The organism is Acinetobacter sp. ANC 5045 (assembly GCF_004331005.1).
Taxonomy (GTDB): Bacteria; Pseudomonadota; Gammaproteobacteria; order Pseudomonadales; family Moraxellaceae; genus Acinetobacter; species Acinetobacter towneri.
Window position 1 is genome coordinate 1 of sequence record NZ_SJNS01000020.1, and the last position, 19538, is coordinate 19538.

The window sequence follows — 19538 nt, forward strand, 5'->3', positions numbered from 1 at the left end:
TAATATTTCTGTATTATCTTTGGATTATATAATACATATATATGACCATATACACACCTATATAAACATGCGTATATATTTATGTATTGGTGTATTTATTGCTGTATGTGCATGTGTTCGTTATAATTCATACACGGCAACACATACACACACAAGGTAGGAATATGATTTTATTGATTGCTAACACAAAGGGCGGGGTGGGAAAAACATCACTGGCAACTTCCATTGTTGCGGCTTTATCGAAACGCGATAAGGCTGTTGTGGGTGTCGATTTAGACTCTGTAAATATGGCCGCTTCACGATCTTGGAGTAAAAACCGCTCAGAAGTTGATGGTAAATTTTACTTTCTGGCTGGTGATGTAAGCGAACAAATTAAGAAGATTGGCGCAGACTATGACGAAGTTGTTATAGATGCTGGTGGATTTGATAACACTGAATACCGCCAAGCTATCAGCGTTGCTGACGTTATACTTATCCCTTTATTGGTCGGCTCAAGTGCAAATATTGAAGGATTGCAGAAGGTAGCAGAAACAATTGAGAAAATCCGCGCTGATAATCTGCCAAAAGTTTACGGCGTTGTGACCAAAGCCCCGCACTTTGGAACATCACCAGAGCTAGAACGTGCAATTAATGAAATTATAAGTGACCCATTAACAGAACCATGCCCAACAACAATAGGCGATAGAGTCTGGTACACGCGCGCCTTTGATGAAGGTATAGGCATACTTGATCTGCAGCCACTTAAAAGAAGTGAAGCGAAATATATTAAATCTGCACAAGATGAATTTTTAACACTGTTCAACTTTATTTATGGTGAAAACAATGTCTGACGTAATACCACCAGCAAACACAGCACGCCGCGCCGCTAGTGTTTCCCCGCGCCAATCTGGTGTTGATACCAACAAAACGCCAGAACAAGTCATTAATGAAGCACCACTGGCTAGTGCTGCTGGCAAGCCAGAAACAACTGTAGCGACTGTTGAGCGTAAAGCATGGCGTATTAATACAACTATGTCCGAAGATGAATTAATGGTTTTAACCGAAAAATCATCATTTAACATTCCTATGGAGTTAATTCTTCGCTTGGATTTTCTTGTAAACCATAGCAAGGCGCGTGGCTTAGGGCGTAAAACCAATAAAACGGCGTTGGTTATTGAAGCTCTGGATGAATACACAAAAAAGGAATTAAAAAAGGCTGGTCACTCTGTTTAATTAGGCCACAAAAAAGCCAGCGTTTAAGCTGGCTTTTTTTATGCGGTATTCTTTTTCTTTAATGGCATATAAAAAGCTGTACCCATTAATATTGCAGTAACAATGCTACTAATTAAATGATTCTCTATAGCAAAGTCTGGTTGTGTGGCTTGGATTCCAATTAAAACAAGCAAGCTAAAGAAAAACCAAGCAATAACAATAGATTGCTTCTTATTTACCGACCAATCCAATATTTCAGGTTTTGATGAAATAATCATTTTTCCAATAAAAAACGATACGGCCAAAAATATAATTAAAAGAATAAAACCCATATTAACCCCTGTTTTTATGATGAATTATGCTTAATATTATGAAAAAATATTAAATAAATCCATTCCCTTAAAGCGATTAATTAAAAAGCCAGCTATTTGCTGGCTTTTAATATAAATGCAGTTATGCAAGAAATATAAATAATTTTTGCCTAAGCTGAGTAGGCTAGAATTTACTGTCCAATTCTGCTTGATACAACTTTTCTTTCAACAAGTAGCCTTCAAGCATCCAGATTTTGTTGCGGGCATTTTCGTACGCAATTTTTTTACCAATTTCTTCATTGAAATTTTCAGGACTTGCGCACGCTGACTCACCCGTAACAGTAAAACCGTTTTCCAGTGTAAGAATACAGAATGTGAGTGTTTGAAGTGATAGCGGTGCATCGAAAATTTCAACACCATTGTCACGCTTACACACATCACGCGGCAGGATGTAATCAACTGCTTTGATCTTTGAATCAATATGATTTGGCGTTAATCGCGGTGCATTTAAACCCTTATCCTGAATCTCTTTTTCAATTTGTTGTTCGCTCATTACTTTTCCTTATTTCTTTATGGCAATCTCTACAAACATGAAGCTCATCTGGTGTGTATTCAATCTCTGTTGCACCATGAAAACCGAATAAACACATCAAAAACCGAAGCATGTAGTGTGACTCTAAATAAATACAAGTGGTACACCCACAAGTAGCAATACAAGCAAAATTGAAGGGCGCAAAAGCCGCAATAATTAAGTTTGAGTGTACCCTTGTATTTACTTATTGAATGAATGGCGCGCCACACTGGACTTGAACCAGTGACCATCTGCTTAGAAGGCAGATGCTCTATCCAACTGAGCTAGTGGCGCAAAAAAATGACTTATGCTTGACTGAACACATAAGCCATGTAAAACAAAACTGGACGTATCCAGTTCAGAGGGTTTGAGGATTATATAATCAAATATAAATAAATGTATATATACTTGTTTAATATATACACAATATCGCGGAATAGATAAAAAATATTTTTAATGTTGTTTATTTTTATGTATATTTAACTTGGCTTGATTAACTCTAAAGTCAATTTGGCTTCCGACTATAGAGATTTAGTTAGTTACCTTACAAAGAATGTTGTGTTGTAGTCTTAAAAATGCCGCCCTTCGGGGCGGCATTTTTATGTTTAAATGTGTGGGTTGTAATCATCCATCCATTCAAGCCCTTTCGTATTCTTGCGTTTTTCCTGCCAAGACTGATTAGACTTGTTGAAGTTCGTTTCTGCTGTTTTTTGGTTAAACGTGATTGGGTAACGCGGGTTATCTCGGTTGTAGTCCCTAATCTCTTGCTTAACTTCCATCACTTGCTTTCTGTCGCCACTTTCCAAAGCCTGCACATATCGCTCTTTCCAACGTGAATTAATAGACTGTTGAACCGCCCGATCTCGCATTTCTAAGCCGCGAATACGGCCTTGCTCTGCGATTCCTGCAGGTTGTGCGTCTAGCATCTTAATCACACCATCCAAAACGGTTGCATCGTTAGTTTTAACGCCTGTTTTCATGTTGCGATAATCGCCTGTTGTGGCCGCAACTAAACCTTGACCAAAACTTGTTGCCGCTTTTGGTAGTAGCTGCACGCCAGCCATGCCATAAGAGCCAACTTGAGCAAGTTCAACCGATTCTCTGACCTTCTCAATTAACCCGCCGATTGCACCGCCGATCTGCGCGACCTCTGAACTCTTTTGGTACTGGCTTGTTGTTGGGCTGAAATATGCTGTTGCTGGGATTAAATCACCCATTCCCATACGCCCCTTAACATCCACAACTGGTTGTAGATTCACAAAACCATCCATTAAAGCCTTGTTCACGGTGCTGCCAAGTGTTTGACCTAGTGCATCCTGTAGCGCAATTTGTATTTCGCGCTCGGTATTCACTGGTTTACCCATTAAGCCGCCTGCTGTTTCTATACCATCCAAAATATCGCGTACAAACGGCAAGCCTGTTGTACCAGATAATGAGAATAAAATACCTAAAGCCACTAGGACTGATCTTGAGATACCAAAACCAACTAATCCCGCCATTTTTTTCTTAAATTCATCATCTTCACCGCCAAACAAGCCAGATTTTTGCATACGAACCATTTGTTCAATATAGGCAATCATAAATTGCTTATACATCATCAAAATAGAACCAACATTACCCCTTGCTACTCTTGGTCGGTTGCCTTTGTTGTAGATACCCTGTGTTTCTTGAATGGTGCGAACCGCAAAATCATACGCATCTTTAAAGCCTAATTTCTCAAGCTTCGCCTGCCCTAAACTCTCTGCAACATCTAAGGCTGCAAATAGACTTGTACGGCGGTTTATCGTTTCCGATGCCTGAGCAAATAAACCAGATGAATGACTGATAAGCTGCCACGTACTTGCACCTAAGCCAGACTTACCGCGCTCTAAACCTTGTAGCATCCAAGTGTTTTGTGGGTCTAAGTGGCCTTCTCTCCTAGCACGCTCATAATAAGCCTTGTATTTCGGCTCAATATGATTTGTACCTTTACGCCAAGTCTGGATTGCTTTCATAAGCGATTTGGCCGTGATGCCATAATCCTTACTGTACTGCATAAGGTACGGCAATGTTTGTAGAAACGGCTGTGTTAAGTTCACCAAGCCAAACATTGCAGAAAAGCCCATGTAATACACGAAAGCAAAGTTTTTAACGCCTGCTAATTCCTCTTGTGTATCCAGTGAATAATCTCTTAGGCGTACTGCATCCTCCTGGTATGCTGGATTGCTGATATTTGTAATTGATTCATCAATTGCTGGATTGTAAGTCTGGTTAGCTGAATATCGGGAGTTTGACAGTACAAACGAAGCTAAGACTCGCTTAATATCCGTGTCAAAACCTTTGATACCTTGTCTTTTCAGCAAACGCTTTAAAGCATGGTTATTTTTTAGTGAGTGCTTGATATATGCGGCTTCTGCGTCACCAATTGGCAAGCCAGACTCTTTCGCAAATAACGCCACTGTTTCAGGACTTACCCCTTGAAATAGCTTGTACTCAAGTTCATTTAACTGGCTCTTTTCCAGCACATAACCTGCAGGTAAATTAGCTTCATCAAGTTTTTGCTTATCAAATTCAATATTGCGCTCCGACTCGCTCTCATAGTGTTGTCTATATGCCACTTCACCAGTGGTCGGGTTGAATACGCGAATAAAATATTTACCAAAGCGCATTAACGGAACATAACCTTCTGCTTTCAGGTCGTTGGCCTTGTTATAAACGCGATTAATGCCCTCTGCAGCCGCCTTTCCTGCTTCTGCTTTTTTCGGGTCATTCTTCACCATATCTATGACACGGCTCATTATCTCCTTGTAGTGTTCGTGAATATCCAAATCTCTCGCCGCAAGCTCTAATACTTCCTCTGTCGTACCGCCTAAATGCTTATAGATATTTGAGAAGGTTGTATTAGCAAACGTATCTAGTGAGCTATCAACCGCGCTTCTGATCTCGTTATAAATCCCGATCTGGTCGTCATCAAAGCCTAGTTTCTTCAACTCTGCTTCTGAATGGCGTTTTGATTGGTCTTGCAACGTGTTTTCAAACATCAAATTGCCGACCTTCTCAATATCTAGGTCAATCTTTGCCTTGCCTAGCGTGCCACCAGTAAACGTATTGCCTAAAGCACGCCCGACTCGCTTAACTTCCTTCACATAATCCGCGCCAGTTTCTAGCTGGGTTAATACCGAAGGCGCAACGTCCATAGACTTTGCTGACGTAAAGGTTACATGGTTGATTTTGTCCTGTACTAAATCAAAGGTTTTCTTAAATTCCCCTGTTTCATCGGCCAAAGACTTGTGCAACATAGTCTGAAATAGGTTTAGTGTGCGTTTACTTAATGTTTTTGCGCCCTCTGCTCTACGCAACGCCATCCCACCAAAGGCCGTTTTTGCTGCCGTATCCAAAAATTCACGCTGCTTACTGCGGCTCATATTTTGTGGATTAGCTGTACTGCTGCGGCTGTAACGAATATCAGGGTTATTAGAATCAAAAGTACCGTTATTTGCTGTTGCAGATTTAATCTGACTTGGATTGTGAGCTACTGCCCACTTAATACTCTTATCTTCATTTAAAAGAATCACACCATCATGGCCTAATTCTTTCAACTTCTGGCGACTTGGTATCTGTTCCATAACAGAATTAACATAGTATGGATTTTGAATTGATAGATATGTCTGCATAGGTTTATTACCGCCAGCATAAGCTGTCGCATCCGATACCTGTGCTGTGAAGTAGCTTCCCCTACCAAGTAATGCACCAGATTCATTCGTATTAAATTGATTGAATGATTTTGGTGTGCCGTGATACATGATGATAGGCTTACCATTTGCATCAGCGACCTTGCTGCTACCGAACCACTTTTTAAATGCTGCGGTTTCAGTCTGGTTAGGTCTATCCACCGTATTAATGCTTGACAGCGATTTATTGCGTCCTTTTGGCGGTGTTGGTGGTGGGTTTTTCGCAACGGTCTTAACCATGCGTTCTGCTAACGCCACAAGGTCGCTAGGGTTTAATTTAAGGTTTAGCCCTAGCTTATCTACTGCCCACGCCTTAACCGCGCTCAAAATGCGATTTACAAGCCTTACTGCTGGATTTGCATTTTGCTGTGCTTGCGCCGCAACTGTAATTAAATATGGTAGGTATTCATCTGCCTGCACTTCTGCACCAGATTCACGCTCTGCCAACTTCTTAGCTTGCAATGCTTCTGGGTTTCCAGTTTTCACTAAGCGATTGAACTCTGCCATAAGGTTATTGTATGCCTGCGGCTTCATTACGCCTTGCATACCGATGTGGCCGCCTAATTCATGTAGGAATACTGGAACAATGTTATCTGCTGTAATGGCATCTGCAACAAGTGTTACTTTCCCATTTTCTGCAAAACCTTCAATGCCTTTTTCAGCATAGCTAGGGATAATATTCAGCGTTCCGTTTTGCTCTAATTGAGAAATAACGTCATCACCAAAGCGATTTACAAGCTCTGACCTTACTTGCTCTGGTGTTGAGCCTTGCCCTGTAGAAGCCCTGCGGCTCATTTTAGGTGCTTCATCTTGCTGTGCTTCGGTTTCCTTTTTCTTAGGTTTCAGCTCATCCAGAAGGTCGCTGTGTCGCTGCTTTAAATCGTTTAATTCATCTGTGCGTTCCCACTTTTGGTTTTCAATTTTTTTACGCAAATTAGGTAGCTGCTTTTGCGCTTCATCAATTGAGCGTTTATAGGCTTCAAGCGACAAAGGTAAGCTTTTTAGGTGGTTTAGAATCTTCTGAACCAAGCCTACTGGTGAGCTATCTTGAATATTGAATGAATCAACATTAAAAGCTTCTGCATTGCCTTTTAATTGAATCAAAGCTATGCCAGCAAAAGACGAAGGTTTAGCGATAATTTCAAAACTATTAATATTACCTAAGCTTTGCTCTTTTCCTTTTGCTAAAGCACTATCAATGCCTGTCTTAAATACTTTAGATATTTCCTCTCTTGCACCCTTATCCTCTTGATTGATTTTCTTACCATCATTTGAATAAACAAATTTCTCAGGCTGCTTAATCTCAAGGTCTGGCAACAATCTATCAATAGCTCTCTGGTTTCGCTCAATATCAAGCTCAGTCGTCCGAATTAGGTTTTTGGTGCGGTGAATATCACGATCAAAGTTTTTCTTAGATTCCTCTAAGTCTTTGACCTGTTTTCTAAGCTCCATTTCTTCCAAAATTCTAGGGTCGCCACTAGATGCCGCTTTCATTTCTGCCGCATTTGCCGCTTCGCCAGCAATATCTTCAACGGCGCGAACATTTGTACCCTTGCGTACCTGCTCAATAAATTTAGCCTTAGACTCAATGGTCTGCCACATACAGCTATCAAGGGTTTGCTTGGTTGCATAACGATTAATTTCGATCTCAAAGCCGTTAGGGTCTGCCTTATAGAACTCATTACCCTGTCGAATAATACGCCCCTCACGCTGCTCCAAGTCCGAAGGTCGCCACGGCGCATCTAAATGGTGAAGTGCAACAAGTTTATTTTGCACGTTCATCCCTGCGCCCATTTTGGCAGTAGAACCCATTAGGACGCGAATATCACCACGTTTAACAGCTTCAAATAGTTTTTGCTTCTGTTCTTCCGTGTTGGCATCGTGAATAAATGCAATTTCACTTTCCTTAATGCCTTTTGCAATTAGCTTGGCTTTCAGGTCATCGTACACACTAAAATCAGAATCTAAGGCCGATAGCTCATCTGGTGAGAGTTTGTCTAACTCTGCTTGAGCCACTTCATCCCCCTGATCTGCCAGTTTGATTAGGTTTTCAATTCTGGCCTTTTCTTTTGCTACCGCACCCTTTGGAGTGGATAAGTCACAGAAAACTAACTGTGTGCCTTTTTTAGCGTTCCACTTCTTATAGGTTTCAAAGATATTATTTGCGGCCACATTAACCTTTGAGCCTTCGTAATCCTCTGCTGTTGGGTCAATTAGGCGCATATCTAAGGCCGCCTTACGTGCATCACCCATGATTTTAAGCATGTTGTCTGCACCCTTTTCAGGCTTTCTAGGTAGGTTTTCAGTTCTCCACACCAAAGAGCCTTCTGGGTACACCTCATTGCCGTTTTCGTCAATCGTTGCCACACCAATATAATCAGCCTGTGCATCACTACGCTCTACAACAATATTTTGCGGCTTATCGCCTTTAATTTTTGGTGTTCCTAGTGTTTTACCTTCTTTGGCTAATTGGGCGTTAATGTCGTCACGATTCATTACATCGGAAAAACCTAAATAACCCTGCATCAATTCAGGCATGTTCACAAATTTTGCAAAACGATTAGTTAGTTTGTATTTGCCAGAAGGGGATAACTCCCAATCACTAACAACTTCGCCAAAAACCTTAGCCCATGCGTCAAAGTGGTTGATACCTTGCCGTTTTAAACCATCCCAATCTAAATAACGCTGCATAGTAAACATTTCTGCCATAGTGTTAGAGATTGGCGTACCAGTAGCAAAAATAATCTTAGATTTTGGGTTGTTCTGCTGCATGATTTGGATTTTTGCAAATAAATCCTTCGCTTTTTGTGAGCCTTTACCTGTTCCAAGTCCAGCCACGTTCTGCATAGCCGTTGTGAACTCAAGATTTTTAAACTCGTGCGCTTCGTCTAGCATGATTGAATCAATACCAAGCTCATGCCAATAAATATTATCGGTATCCTTATTTTCACGATTAAGAAGGTTTTTCTTTTTCTCCTCAAGTGCCAGTCTGCGCTTACCAATATCTTTAGCGTTGCGCGACCTGCCGCCCTTCTGTGCCTTTAACTCTGCTTCAAAAGCCATAAGCTCGGCAATTTCGTTATCAATAAAGGCTTGCTCTTGTTCTGGTGAAATTGAGATTTTTCCAAAAGATGAGTGAGCAATAATAATTGCGTCATAATCACCGTTTGCGATTTTCGCAATGAACTTTTTACGGTTTGCCTTCTCAAAATCTCGCTTCGTTGCTGCCAAAATATTTGCATTTGGATAGAGTAGAACAAAGTCCTTAGCCCATTGTCCTACCAAGTGGTTAGGAACAACGATTAAAGGCTTATTCACGATGCCCATTCTTCGCATTTCCATTGCTGCAGCAACAACGGTAAATGTTTTACCTGCGCCTACAGTGTGGTCATAGAGTGTGGCTTTAGACTGCACTGATCTCCAAACAGCGTTTTTCTGGTGTGGTCTTAGCTCAATAGCACTATTCATGCCATAAAAAACCAAGTGAGAACCATCAAAGTCACGATTGACTGTTGTATTAAACGTATCGTTATAAATACGTTCTAAGGTTTCTCTCCTTGTGTCATCCTGCCACAACCATTCTTTCCACTCGTTTTTGACACGCTCCACACGCTCACCCGCTTCAAGTGTGGCATCTTGGTTGATTTGACTTGTACCATCACTAAAACGGTCATAAATGGTCGGCTTTGTTCCATTTAATGCGTGTGTAAGAATCGTTTTTGTGTCGGCTCTACTGGTTGAGAAGTTTGACTGTGCCAAAACAGATACGCCAGTCGGGTTGATCTCCCATTTATTTGAATATTTGCCATATTCAGCCTGCGCGTTTGGCGACTCAGTAATATGGCTCACAAAATCAGCAATATACTTTTCAGGAATCCAGTGTGAGCCTATTTTCACATCAATGTCTAAGGCTTCAATATCTTCTGGGATTACCTTTTCCAAAGCCTGCACGTTTCTCTGGTATTGCGGGTCTTTTTGTGCGCTCTCTTTAGCAATCGCAAGTTTTTGTTTCACGTTTCCAGATAGGTATTCATCACGTACCACATAGCCGTTAATAGGGTCATTAAAGATTAACTCCCCAAGCTCTGCAATAATTTCATCTTCGGTCTTTCCATATAGCTGCTGCATGGTTTTGGTGTTCACATAACCATGTCTGTTTAATGACTCTGTTAGGGCATCTTGAGCATTACTTACACTTTCAACCAGTGATACTGGTACTTGTGTTCGCTTGGTGAAAATAGCTGCCTTTTCTGCGCTAGGCTTTCTAAATTTCTGCCCTGTTGATTTGGCTACTGCAGCCGATACACCTTGATCATATTTATCTTCAAGTGCTGATAGTTGCGCCCAATTTGGGTCATCACGCATTAAAAGTGCATTGGTGCGATTATTAATAAAACCATGCTCTTTCACAAAAGCATCATAAATTTGGTTTAATTCCTTGCGCGAAGCTTCGATCTGTCTATTGGTTGCATTTTTATCAAGCTGTAGAGTTCTCAACTCAGATAGTTTCTCTGCAGCTTGAATCATGCCGATAGTTCTACTTCTTGCCTTTTCGTTGGCAAATTCAACCTTATTAGACTGCTGTTCACCCATCACATCAGGTAAACGCTCATAAACTTCACCATCAGCATCAATGAATCTTGAGCCAACTTTTACGGCTGAAATATCACGAACAACAGTTTGTCTTACTTCGTCAAAGTCTTGGCTCTGTTCTGCCTTAAAAACATCCTTTGGTAAACGCTCAATCGCTTCATTTAATAGTGCTTGCGTATCCTGTCCATCACGCTTAATTAGTGCTGGCTCACCATCTTGGTACATGCTGCCGTATGCACCAAAATCCCCAAGCATATTTTCAGGGTGACGTACAAAATACTCGTTTAACGGTACGGTATTGCCATCTTTGTCTTTGTAGTTTTTAACATCAAGCCAAGATTCACCAGTTATGGCTTCACCTTCTGCCCTTTTGCGAAGGAAAATAATATCTGTTGTAACCTGTGTGCCTGCATTAGATAAAAATGCATCATTTGGCAAACGGATAGCTCCCACCAATTCAGCACGATCTGAAATATAGGCACGCTCCTTATCACCAATCTTGTCTAAGAATCTATTTGTCACCACCATAGCCAATACGCCATTTGGCTTAACGCTATCAATAGATTTGGCAAAGAAATAATTGTGTAGGTTGAAGCCATTAATTGCAGGTCTTACAAGATCAGTGATTTTATTAGATGAAAATGGCGGGTTTCCTATTGCCACATCAAAGTAATTATCAATGGTTTGGTAATCTTGGAATCCCATAGGTGCTTTAATACTGGCTTCTGGGTATAGGTTTTTAGCAATTGCACCTGTGATATTGTCTAATTCTACGGCGTACAATCTGCTGGCCTTACGCATATTTTTAGGCATAAGTCCAAAGAAGTTACCCACGCCTACGGCTGGCTCTAAAACCCGACCTTGTGAAAAACCAAAATGCTCTAAGGCTTTCCACATAGAATGAACAATCTCTGGACTGGTGTAGTGTGCCGCAATACTGGAATCTACCGCCGCATCATATTCATCTTCGGTTAAAAGCGACTCAAGCTCTGCAACTTCCTTTGCCCAGCCTGTTGAAACAGAACCATCTGCACGCCTAAATGCTTCTGGCAATCCACCCCACCCAACAAATTTAGATAGGGTTTTTTGCTCTGCTTTGGTCGCTGGCCGATTCTCAGCTTCAAGTGTCTTAATTACTTTGACTGCTTCGATATTGGCTTTAAATTTAGTCTTTTTGCCACCTTTTGCAATTTCGTTTTCATCAATAACAAAAGCATCTACTGGTGCGTTATCAGCGACAACGGCTTGTTTAGGGTTTAATCCTCTGTTGCTGTCGTTTCCTCTGGTAGAAATAGATACTTCTCCCGAATCATCTCCCATGCTTCGTGTGGAGTCAGCCCCTCTCGTTCCAGTTGGTACACTTCCTCGAATGTCATCTCTGCTGCTTCCTGTAGCTTCTGCTGCAGAATCCCCTTGTTCACGTACTCGCGGTACATCTTCGGTAGGTGTTCCTTCCAGTGTGCCTTCGCTTCTCTCGTCCAGTTGCTTAGTGCTGCCATTGTCTTGCTCCTGTGTTTCAGTCTTTTTCGCCAAAATATCGGCATAGCGTTGTGCGCTGTTTACATACTTCTGTTTTTCATCATTCCATTGACTCGCATTTGATGAATCAATATCAATCAGTTTATCAATAGCGCGTACAATACGCTCGTAATGATTTTTACGTCCTTCTACGTCTTTGGTATCAACCAGACTAGCGTCCTTTGCTGCATGATAGTCTTTTAAAGCAGATTTAATCGCTTCGTTTTTGTCAAAAACTTCATATTCAATTCCGCGACTAGAACCATATTCAAAACCATTCGGCGTTATGGTTACGCTCTCAGAAACAAATGCACCCAAAGGGTCTAGGTATGATCTAACCCCTCTTTCATCCTCATAAACTTCATGGCCATACTTGTTTTTGCCTAGCAATGTTCTGCCCTTCGGTTTACTTTCCGTTTTATTCTTGAGTGTTTTTTCAAGCTCAACGGCTAATTTTTCCGCTTGCTCTGCATTTTCTTTATAGTATTTAACAGAAGGCGGGTCATTGATAGCGTCTGCCACTTTTAGGTTGGCATCACGCTCTTTTCTATAATGTTCAATAGCCTTTGGAATATCGCTATAATCAACATCCTCAGCCTTAATAGCTCTTAATTCATCTAAGGCTTGCTGTGCTGGGTCTTTAGTTTGCTTTGGTGCTTCCTGTTTAGGCTGCTCAACCTTAATACTGTCACCTTCTGCTGACTTTTTACGCAAAATAAATTGTGAAGGTTGGAGTTTTATAACTTCGTGTGATGACTCTAGGCCTTTTTTCTTCAATGCCATATTTGCCGCACTTTCATTGGCAAACGGCGCGTTATCCGAAGCCCTACCAATATCCTGCTCTGGCTCTTGATCTTGGTTTTGGTTTGCTGCTAACGGCGCGTTGTTTTGGTCTTGTTGGCTTAAATGCCAGATAGCTTGCTGCAATACTTCGCTCGGTGTTGGTTTTTTACTCCAAGAGTCGCCAGAAACATAGCTGTCATCACCCTTAAAACTTAACTCTGTGAGTCTTGTATTACCTCTACGCCCCGTAGGTGTTGTTGTTGCTGTCTTAGCAAGCTCTACGCCACGCGCATAGAGATTAGGAAAATCACGTTTTACAACGTCATTAAATGTTTCTGGTGTTTTGTGTACGCTGTTTAACGCACGCGCACGCACCCTCAATTCATTTTCGCTATATGGATTTGGCAAACTTGAAGCTGTGGCTGTTTTCCATGCTTCTATGCCTTGTTCAGCCTGTTGCTGTGTTTGCTGAAAAGCTTGCTCACTCTTAGGTTGTAATGGTTGCTGCTCAACTGGCGTAATTGTTGGTTGTGATGAAGGTGTGCCAGCATTGGCCGCCTTCACAATGTCTGCAACTTCCTTTAAGACTTCTGAGCGTGGTCTGCCTTTTGCCACTTCCTCATTAATCAATTGTGGTTTGATTTTTGGATTGTTGATGTGTGCATCTTTGATTTTTTCAGCAAAAGTAAATTCTTTGCTAGGTTCTGGCGTAATTGGCTCAACCAATTTCGCTTGTGATGCTTCAGGTGTGGTTTTTGGTGTGTTGATTGGCGGTACGGCATTTAAAAGGCTATCAAACGCTTCATCACTTTCAAAATCATTAACAGATGCTTGTTCATCTGGTGTAGTTGGCTGGATTGGCTCAATCTGTGCTTGGTTTTGCTCTGCCTGTTGTGCTACTGGTGTTTGTGGTGCTGCTGACTGGATAGACTTAGGCTGAACCGTAATAAGCCCTTCACCCCGCTTAATAATTTCGTGGCTATCCTGCAGGTTATTTGATTTTAGAAAGTCATTTGCTCGAATGTAATTTGAGAAGGTTTTAGGTTGGCTAAAATCTGCGGCCTGTTCTTCTGGTTGCGCCTGATTTGGTACTGGCGCAACTGGTTCAATAGCTTCTGGTACATCAATGCCAAAATCCCTTAAATTAGGGTCATTTGGTGCTGGCTTGTCATTCTGTTTAGGCTGATAACCAAAATCTGTTAAGTTCGGGTCATCTGGAATAACGCCTGATTGCTCTTGCTGAATAGGCTCAAAGGTTTCAGGGTCAAGCTCTGTCGCGCCACTGAATAAATCATCCTGCGGCTGTAATGATTGCTGTACCTGTTGTTGTACGTGATTATTTACGATGCTTGATAAGCTCGGCTTTTCTAGCTGCTTATAGCGCGGGATAGCCTGAATCATACTTTGTGCTTGATCTGGCGTGATATTGCCAAGCGATACGGCGTTCATCACCACGTTATGCGCTGCAACTTCATCACCAGTAACAGACAATCTAAATACGTCTGCCAAAATCGGATTGCTTTGAATCTCGCTTGCTTCGTCTGGTGTGATTTTTCCTTTGCTCACACTATCCATCACCAGATTGGTTGTGTCGGCCATACCCATGTTTACTGACTTAGGTTGTGCCTGTGGTGTTGGTTGTTGCTGTTGTGGCTGTGCTGGCTGAACCTGTTGTTCTGGTGTTGGCTGCTCTACTTGTTCTTGCTGATCTCGCTGTGTTGGTTGAATTGCTGCTTGCTCTGCAAAACGATTCACAAAATAAGGAACATCTACACCGTATTGTTCGTATGCGCTTTTAACTTTTGCCGCTTCTGTAGCAATGTTGCCTAGATTGGCTGTTGCGCTATTAATTGCGTTTTGGTCGCCCAACTGGATTGCTTCTGATAGCTCTTTACGTGCTGCGGCTTCTTCTTGGCGTAAACGGTTAGTCTGGTTGCGTAAATCAGTCGCAATGGTTTTAGCTTGATCATTAGGCGTGGCTCTTGATGCAGACTGCATACCGCCGCCCATAATCCCGCCTATTGCGGCTTCTTCTAAAAATGCTTTGCCTACATCACCCCATTGTACGGACTGGCCGCCAATGTTAGCCGATGCAGCCTGCCCGCCATATTCACCAATTGCGCCCTGTAAGCCTTCTTCTAACGCTTGTTTGCCCACCATGCCTAAAGCCGCTTTGTTGGCTGCTAGGCTTAAATCTGGTGCTAGTTTTGCCATGCCGACACGCGGGGCTTGCGCCATTTGTCGCTTAACCAACTCTGAACTAACTTCTCCACCAGCTAAGATTTTACCTACCTTGCTGGTCGGTGCTTTTTTCAGGATGCCAGAACCCAGAACCGCACCAGAAGGCGCAATAAAGTCTAAGCCCGTCATCATTGCACCGTATTTATCTGCGGCGTTTTCAGAAATTAAATCAAGTGCGGTTTTATGTGCTTGTACCTTCGCTTGGTTAATATCCATGCCAGACTGCAGATATTTATTAAATTCTGCTTCATACACTGGATTACCTTGTAGGTGCTGCCAAGTTGGAAAGTCACGCTCAAGGTTTGTTGTTGCGTTACGGCGCACTTCGCCATAGTTTTGCGTATGACCTGCAACCGCACCCACACCCAAGCCGATATATGGTGCTGCTGCAGTCGCACCTAGTTTAGCTACGCCAACTGCCGCCCCACGCGCCGCACCCATAGGTAAAGCCATAGCTGGAACAGATTGCACTGCACCAGATGCCAATTGTGGAATCTTGCCATGCTTACCAGCCTGCATTTCTTTTTGCATGGTTGAAGCTGATTCTTCATAGCCTTTTTTTAGATTTTTACCGTATTCGGCTGTTCTGGCTGCGATTGAATCCGTTTCATTTTCGCCAATATCACGAATGAACCCTGCTGCTCCTTCGATCATTGAGCCAACGCCCTGACCAAATGTGTTACCGATATTTTCCGCAGTAGATAAAATGGTTTCACCAATAATCGGTAATTTACTGCCTGTTTCTGCAGATTTCTTAATAGCGCGTTCTGCACGTTTGTCCTTCGCAAAACTCGCGCTACTCTGGCCTGCTTTCGGGATTAAACCTGCAGATTGCATTACCTGATCGGTTTGTTTTTCCCATGCAGTACGTGCTTGTTTAATTGCAACGTCATTGGCTTGTTTTTTTGCCAGTGCTGGTACAATTGTTTCATTAAACAAACGGTCACGCTGACTAATTATTTCGCTTGCATCTTTGCCCTGCTCTGCTGCTTGCGCTACTAATGTTGAAAAGTGCTGCTTAATATTCACAGTAAAACCTCGTAGTTAATAGGGTTTACTGTCTGTTGCGGTTGCCAATAATCGGCAAAAATAAAAAAATATATCGTTATGGTTTGAGTATATTTTAAAAGCTATACCCTAGCTTTACTTTTGCTGCTGCAATAATTTCTTTTTTAGTGCTTCTGACGCACTCAAATATGAACCACCCATCATATTAGGCTGCGGTAACATTTTGGGTGCTGGTTTTGGTGCTGGCTTACTTTTTCCTTTCTCCTTTTCCGATTTCTCTTTCTCCATGCGCTGTTCCATTGCTTTGATCTGTTCTGCCTTTCGCTTTTCGCGGTCTGCAACATACTTAGGCTTTGGTGCTTCATTTTTTTTTGTTGGTGCTGGTTTGTTGCTTCTTGCAGGCGGCTTAAAGCTTGAAGCCGCATTGTTTAGGCCCTGTGAACCCATAGGATTACGCATAGGAATAAATGCCTGCCCGCTTGATTTTTTATCTGTAGCATTGCTGTTTTGATTGGTCAATGAGCTAACATTAACCTCATCAAATACGTTATTAATTTCATTCCCGCTTAGGTTTGATTTTTGTTCAACCTTGCCCTTTGCTGGATTCATGCCGCGATTAATCCACGCACCTGCTTCAACCTTGTTAGCCGCACCGACCAATTCAGCCGCCTTTTGATGCACATATTCTTTTTTGGCTGCAGGTGTCATGGTCATACCAACTTCTGTACCATCTACAACCTGCTGAACCGTTTTAAGAATATTGTCATACGCGATTAAACGCTCTTGGCGGTCTTGCGAACTTGCAAACTTGGCAACATGGGTTTGCACACCAGACAAACCACCAATCACAATGGCTGACGTTTTGTTGCCTAAATCAAGCTCTGTCGTCATGCTGCTGGCAACATTGTTTACAGTCGCAGTAACTTGTTTACCCATGCCTTTGCTGTAATTGGCTGTTGCTTGCGCCTTCTGGTCTGCTTGCGCTTGCTCTCGTTGTTCTGGTGGCAAGTAAGAAGTGTTGCCACCTAACAAGCCTAATGCTTGGTTGTATTTAACGATATGGCCATATACCTGCTGTTTAGCGTCTGCATTTAGATTTAGATGGTCGAACCAGTGGCCTTGACTCCCTGCATCTCTCCATCGTTTAACTGCGGCATCTACGGCTGGCTCACCTGCGTTATAAGCTGCTGCAATAAGTGCTGTATCGCCACCATATTTTCCATTTAAGTGATTGATTAAAGCTGCACCAGTTCTAATATTGGTTTGCACATCGTTAATAGGGTCGCCCTGAATCCCAAACTGTCTAGCAAAGCCATGAGCATATTTTCTATTAAGCTGCATGTGGCCATAACTAGAATTGTCATAGCTTGGTACAGCCGCACCGCCAGATTCAATCCCCATCATGGCAATGGTTTTTGTGTATAAGTCTGGGTCGTTACTTAAAAAGCTCAACATTGGCGCGTTTTGTTGTGCAAAGGCAATCGCCCCCTGCACACCAGACGCAACGGCTTTTGATGCTTTTCCGTTACCAGCACCACCTGTTCCACCAGCACCGCCATTTTTGCTATAAAACGACAATTCAGAACGATAGTTAGCCCCATCTTGCCCAAGTTCTGCGCGATAGTTAGCTCCACCCTGCCTAATTCCTTCTAGCTCAATGGTGTTGTGGTGTTTGTTATTTTCCTTATTAACATCATAACCATATTGCAAGCCTAGCTTACGTTCTTCCCATAATTGTTTTTGTGTTTCCAAAGCTGATTTTGCTTGGTTATCGACTTGTGTTTCATAACTCTTGGTCGGGTCAAGCTGCTGGTAAGTTGCTGCAATAAAGTCGTCATATCCGACCTTTTCACGCGCTGTACGAACCAAAGCACCAGTATTTTTATCTACAATGTTAATGTTGGCCGTACCATCATCATTCAGCGTATAAGCTAAAGCTTGGTTTTGATCAAAATTTGGATTACCTAAGTTATCCTGATTTGCAAAATCCACATAATACTTTGCAGCATTATTAATATCGCCCATCGTTTTAAAGTTCTGGTATTGCCCTAAACGCTGTGACAATAGCTCTTTGCGCTTGGCTTCGGCTTGTGCGCGTGCATTGTTTTCAAGCGTGTAATCATTCTGTTTAACAGTTTGCTCATGCAATTTAGCCTGCTGCTGATCTTGTACGGCTTGCCGCCCACGATCATAGTCAAGCTGCTCTTTTTCTTTCATTTCCTGCTTGTGCGTTTGAAAGCCATGCACAGCTCCTACGCCAGCCGCCGCCGCGATACTACCCCAATCCATCTTGATACCCCCTTAACCTAAGAATGAAGTTTGTACTTGATTTGGTGGACGAACACTTGAAATGTTGTCATAAATCACACCACTACCAACCTGTGTGCCGTTCAACTTCATGCCTTTGGTCGCGCTTTCAATGCCTGATACTGGCGTGGTTTGTGTTTTGCTAAATAGGCTCTTAATCCCATCCATAGCCTGCTGATTACCTAATAAGCCTTGCGTCATGGTAGAAATACCACCAGAAATAGCTTGGCTGGCTGCTGCAGACTGATTAGCCGCCTGATTGCTTAATTGTGTAGATAGATTATTCATGCTGTTGGTTACGCCATTTGCAGCACCAACAAGTAAGTTATTACCCTGTTGATATACGCCATAACGTCTATCCCATGTTTGTTGATCTGCAAACTGACGTTCTTTGTTTCGTGCATTGGTTACATTACCTGCTGTTGCTACGGCCTGATTTAATGCAAGCTGGCGATTAGCTGACTCTGCACGCCCTGAATTTGGATTAATACCCATGCGCTGCTGTTGGTTGTTTAAGGCTTCTTGCGCGTTCTCAAAGTGAGTTGCTACGTCTGCATTTGCTTCACTGGTCACACGCCCTAAATCTGCTGTCACACCTTTTTCAGCATCCGACACAACTAGATCAATCAATCCACCGTATTGATCTTGATAATCGTTGTAACGCTTCTTTTGGAAAGCAAGCGTATCACGCGCAATGGCGTTAGCTTCTTTCTGTACTTTTTTTGCTGATCTGCTGCCAAAAATACCGCTTACAGCACTAGCAACCCCTACACCTACGGCTACCCAAGACATAATTAAATCTCCATGTTTTGATCTTTGCGAAATTGCTCTACTTCACTATCTGGAACAATTAAGTCTTGTTCGATAGTCGCTAAATCGTCTGTTTCTGCATAATGAACAGTTTGAAAGGTTAAGTCCTCAAGGACTACAAATAGGCGTTTTGCGCCACGTTCTGAATGAAATGTGAATGGTGCGGATATTTCTTTAACGCCATGCTCTGAATAAACGATTGCTCTGCCTGTAAGTACAATACAAGTGTGGTCGTAACGGTGCGTCTTTCCGATAACGATGCTACCTGCAGGCGAAAACATTTCTCGCACATAGGTTTTATGCGCGAAATGGTGTTTCACTGGCATTTCTGTGTGATGCTCGGCTGGCATCTGGTTGATTAGAAAGTCTTGAAGCTCATGCACACGGCGAATAAAGTCCGCGCCTGTTACGCTTAAAAACTCATTGACTTGCTGTAATTCATTCATAGGTACACCTTTAAATTAGGTGTCCGTTGCGGCTGCCAAAAAAAGCAAA

The 19538-nt window shown here is 42.3% G+C and carries 8 protein-coding genes and 1 tRNA gene; 2 read left to right on the forward strand and 7 right to left on the reverse strand.

Features of this window, described 5'->3' with window-relative positions:
* Positions 1 to 164 precede the first annotated feature (164 nt).
* Together E0H79_RS12820 and E0H79_RS12825 are read left to right on the forward strand one after the other, a co-directional pair.
* Positions 165 to 830, forward strand: coding sequence for an AAA family ATPase (locus E0H79_RS12820; RefSeq protein ID WP_131261834.1), 666 nt, complete (start codon positions 165 to 167; stop codon positions 828 to 830).
* Complete coding sequence (locus tag E0H79_RS12825) at positions 823 to 1212, forward strand: hypothetical protein (protein ID WP_131261835.1); 390 nt, start codon at positions 823 to 825, stop codon at positions 1210 to 1212. The genes E0H79_RS12820 and E0H79_RS12825 overlap by 8 nt, the downstream gene beginning before the upstream one ends.
* 38 nt (positions 1213 to 1250) lie before the next feature.
* On the opposite strand, the gene E0H79_RS12830 is transcribed toward E0H79_RS12825, so the two are convergent.
* The 7 genes from E0H79_RS12830 to E0H79_RS12860 form a co-directional block, all read right to left on the reverse strand.
* Positions 1251 to 1523: a hypothetical protein gene (locus E0H79_RS12830; protein ID WP_131261836.1), complete on the reverse strand. Its 273-nt coding sequence runs from the start codon at positions 1521 to 1523 to the stop codon at positions 1251 to 1253.
* A gap of 163 nt (positions 1524 to 1686) precedes the next feature.
* Positions 1687 to 2055, reverse strand: coding sequence for a Gp49 family protein (locus E0H79_RS12835; RefSeq protein WP_131261837.1), 369 nt, complete (start codon positions 2053 to 2055; stop codon positions 1687 to 1689).
* Between the two features lie 235 nt (positions 2056 to 2290).
* A tRNA-Arg gene (locus tag E0H79_RS12840) sits at positions 2291 to 2367 on the reverse strand.
* A gap of 311 nt (positions 2368 to 2678) precedes the next feature.
* Positions 2679 to 15947, reverse strand: a complete 13269-nt coding sequence (locus E0H79_RS12845) for a PLxRFG domain-containing protein (protein ID WP_131261838.1) — start codon at positions 15945 to 15947, stop codon at positions 2679 to 2681.
* Between the two features lie 114 nt (positions 15948 to 16061).
* Positions 16062 to 18215 carry a transglycosylase SLT domain-containing protein gene (locus tag E0H79_RS12850; RefSeq protein WP_131261839.1) on the reverse strand — a complete coding sequence of 718 codons (2154 nt, stop codon included), beginning with the start codon at positions 18213 to 18215 and terminating at the stop codon, positions 16062 to 16064.
* Positions 18216 to 18227: 12 nt separating this feature from the next.
* Positions 18228 to 19025, reverse strand: a complete 798-nt coding sequence (locus tag E0H79_RS12855; protein ID WP_131261840.1) for a hypothetical protein — start codon at positions 19023 to 19025, stop codon at positions 18228 to 18230.
* Between the two features lie 2 nt (positions 19026 to 19027).
* The gene (locus E0H79_RS12860) at positions 19028 to 19489 is read right to left on the reverse strand and encodes a hypothetical protein (protein ID WP_131261841.1); all 462 of its coding nucleotides are present in this window, start codon (positions 19487 to 19489) and stop codon (positions 19028 to 19030) included.
* Between the last annotated feature and the right edge of the window lie 49 nt (positions 19490 to 19538).

What these genes read in the sequence shown, in the direction of transcription:
- E0H79_RS12860 (WP_131261841.1), bottom strand. Translation starts at nt 19,489, where the DNA reads ATGAATGAATTACAGCAAGTCAATGAGTTTTTAAGCGTAACAGGCGCG.
- E0H79_RS12820 (WP_131261834.1), top strand. Translation starts at nt 165, where the DNA reads ATGATTTTATTGATTGCTAACACAAAGGGCGGGGTGGGAAAAACATCA.
- E0H79_RS12855 (WP_131261840.1), bottom strand. Translation starts at nt 19,025, where the DNA reads ATGTCTTGGGTAGCCGTAGGTGTAGGGGTTGCTAGTGCTGTAAGCGGT.
- E0H79_RS12835 (WP_131261837.1), bottom strand. Translation starts at nt 2,055, where the DNA reads ATGAGCGAACAACAAATTGAAAAAGAGATTCAGGATAAGGGTTTAAAT.
- E0H79_RS12825 (WP_131261835.1), top strand. Translation starts at nt 823, where the DNA reads ATGTCTGACGTAATACCACCAGCAAACACAGCACGCCGCGCCGCTAGT.
- E0H79_RS12850 (WP_131261839.1), bottom strand. Translation starts at nt 18,215, where the DNA reads ATGGATTGGGGTAGTATCGCGGCGGCGGCTGGCGTAGGAGCTGTGCAT.
- E0H79_RS12830 (WP_131261836.1), bottom strand. Translation starts at nt 1,523, where the DNA reads ATGGGTTTTATTCTTTTAATTATATTTTTGGCCGTATCGTTTTTTATT.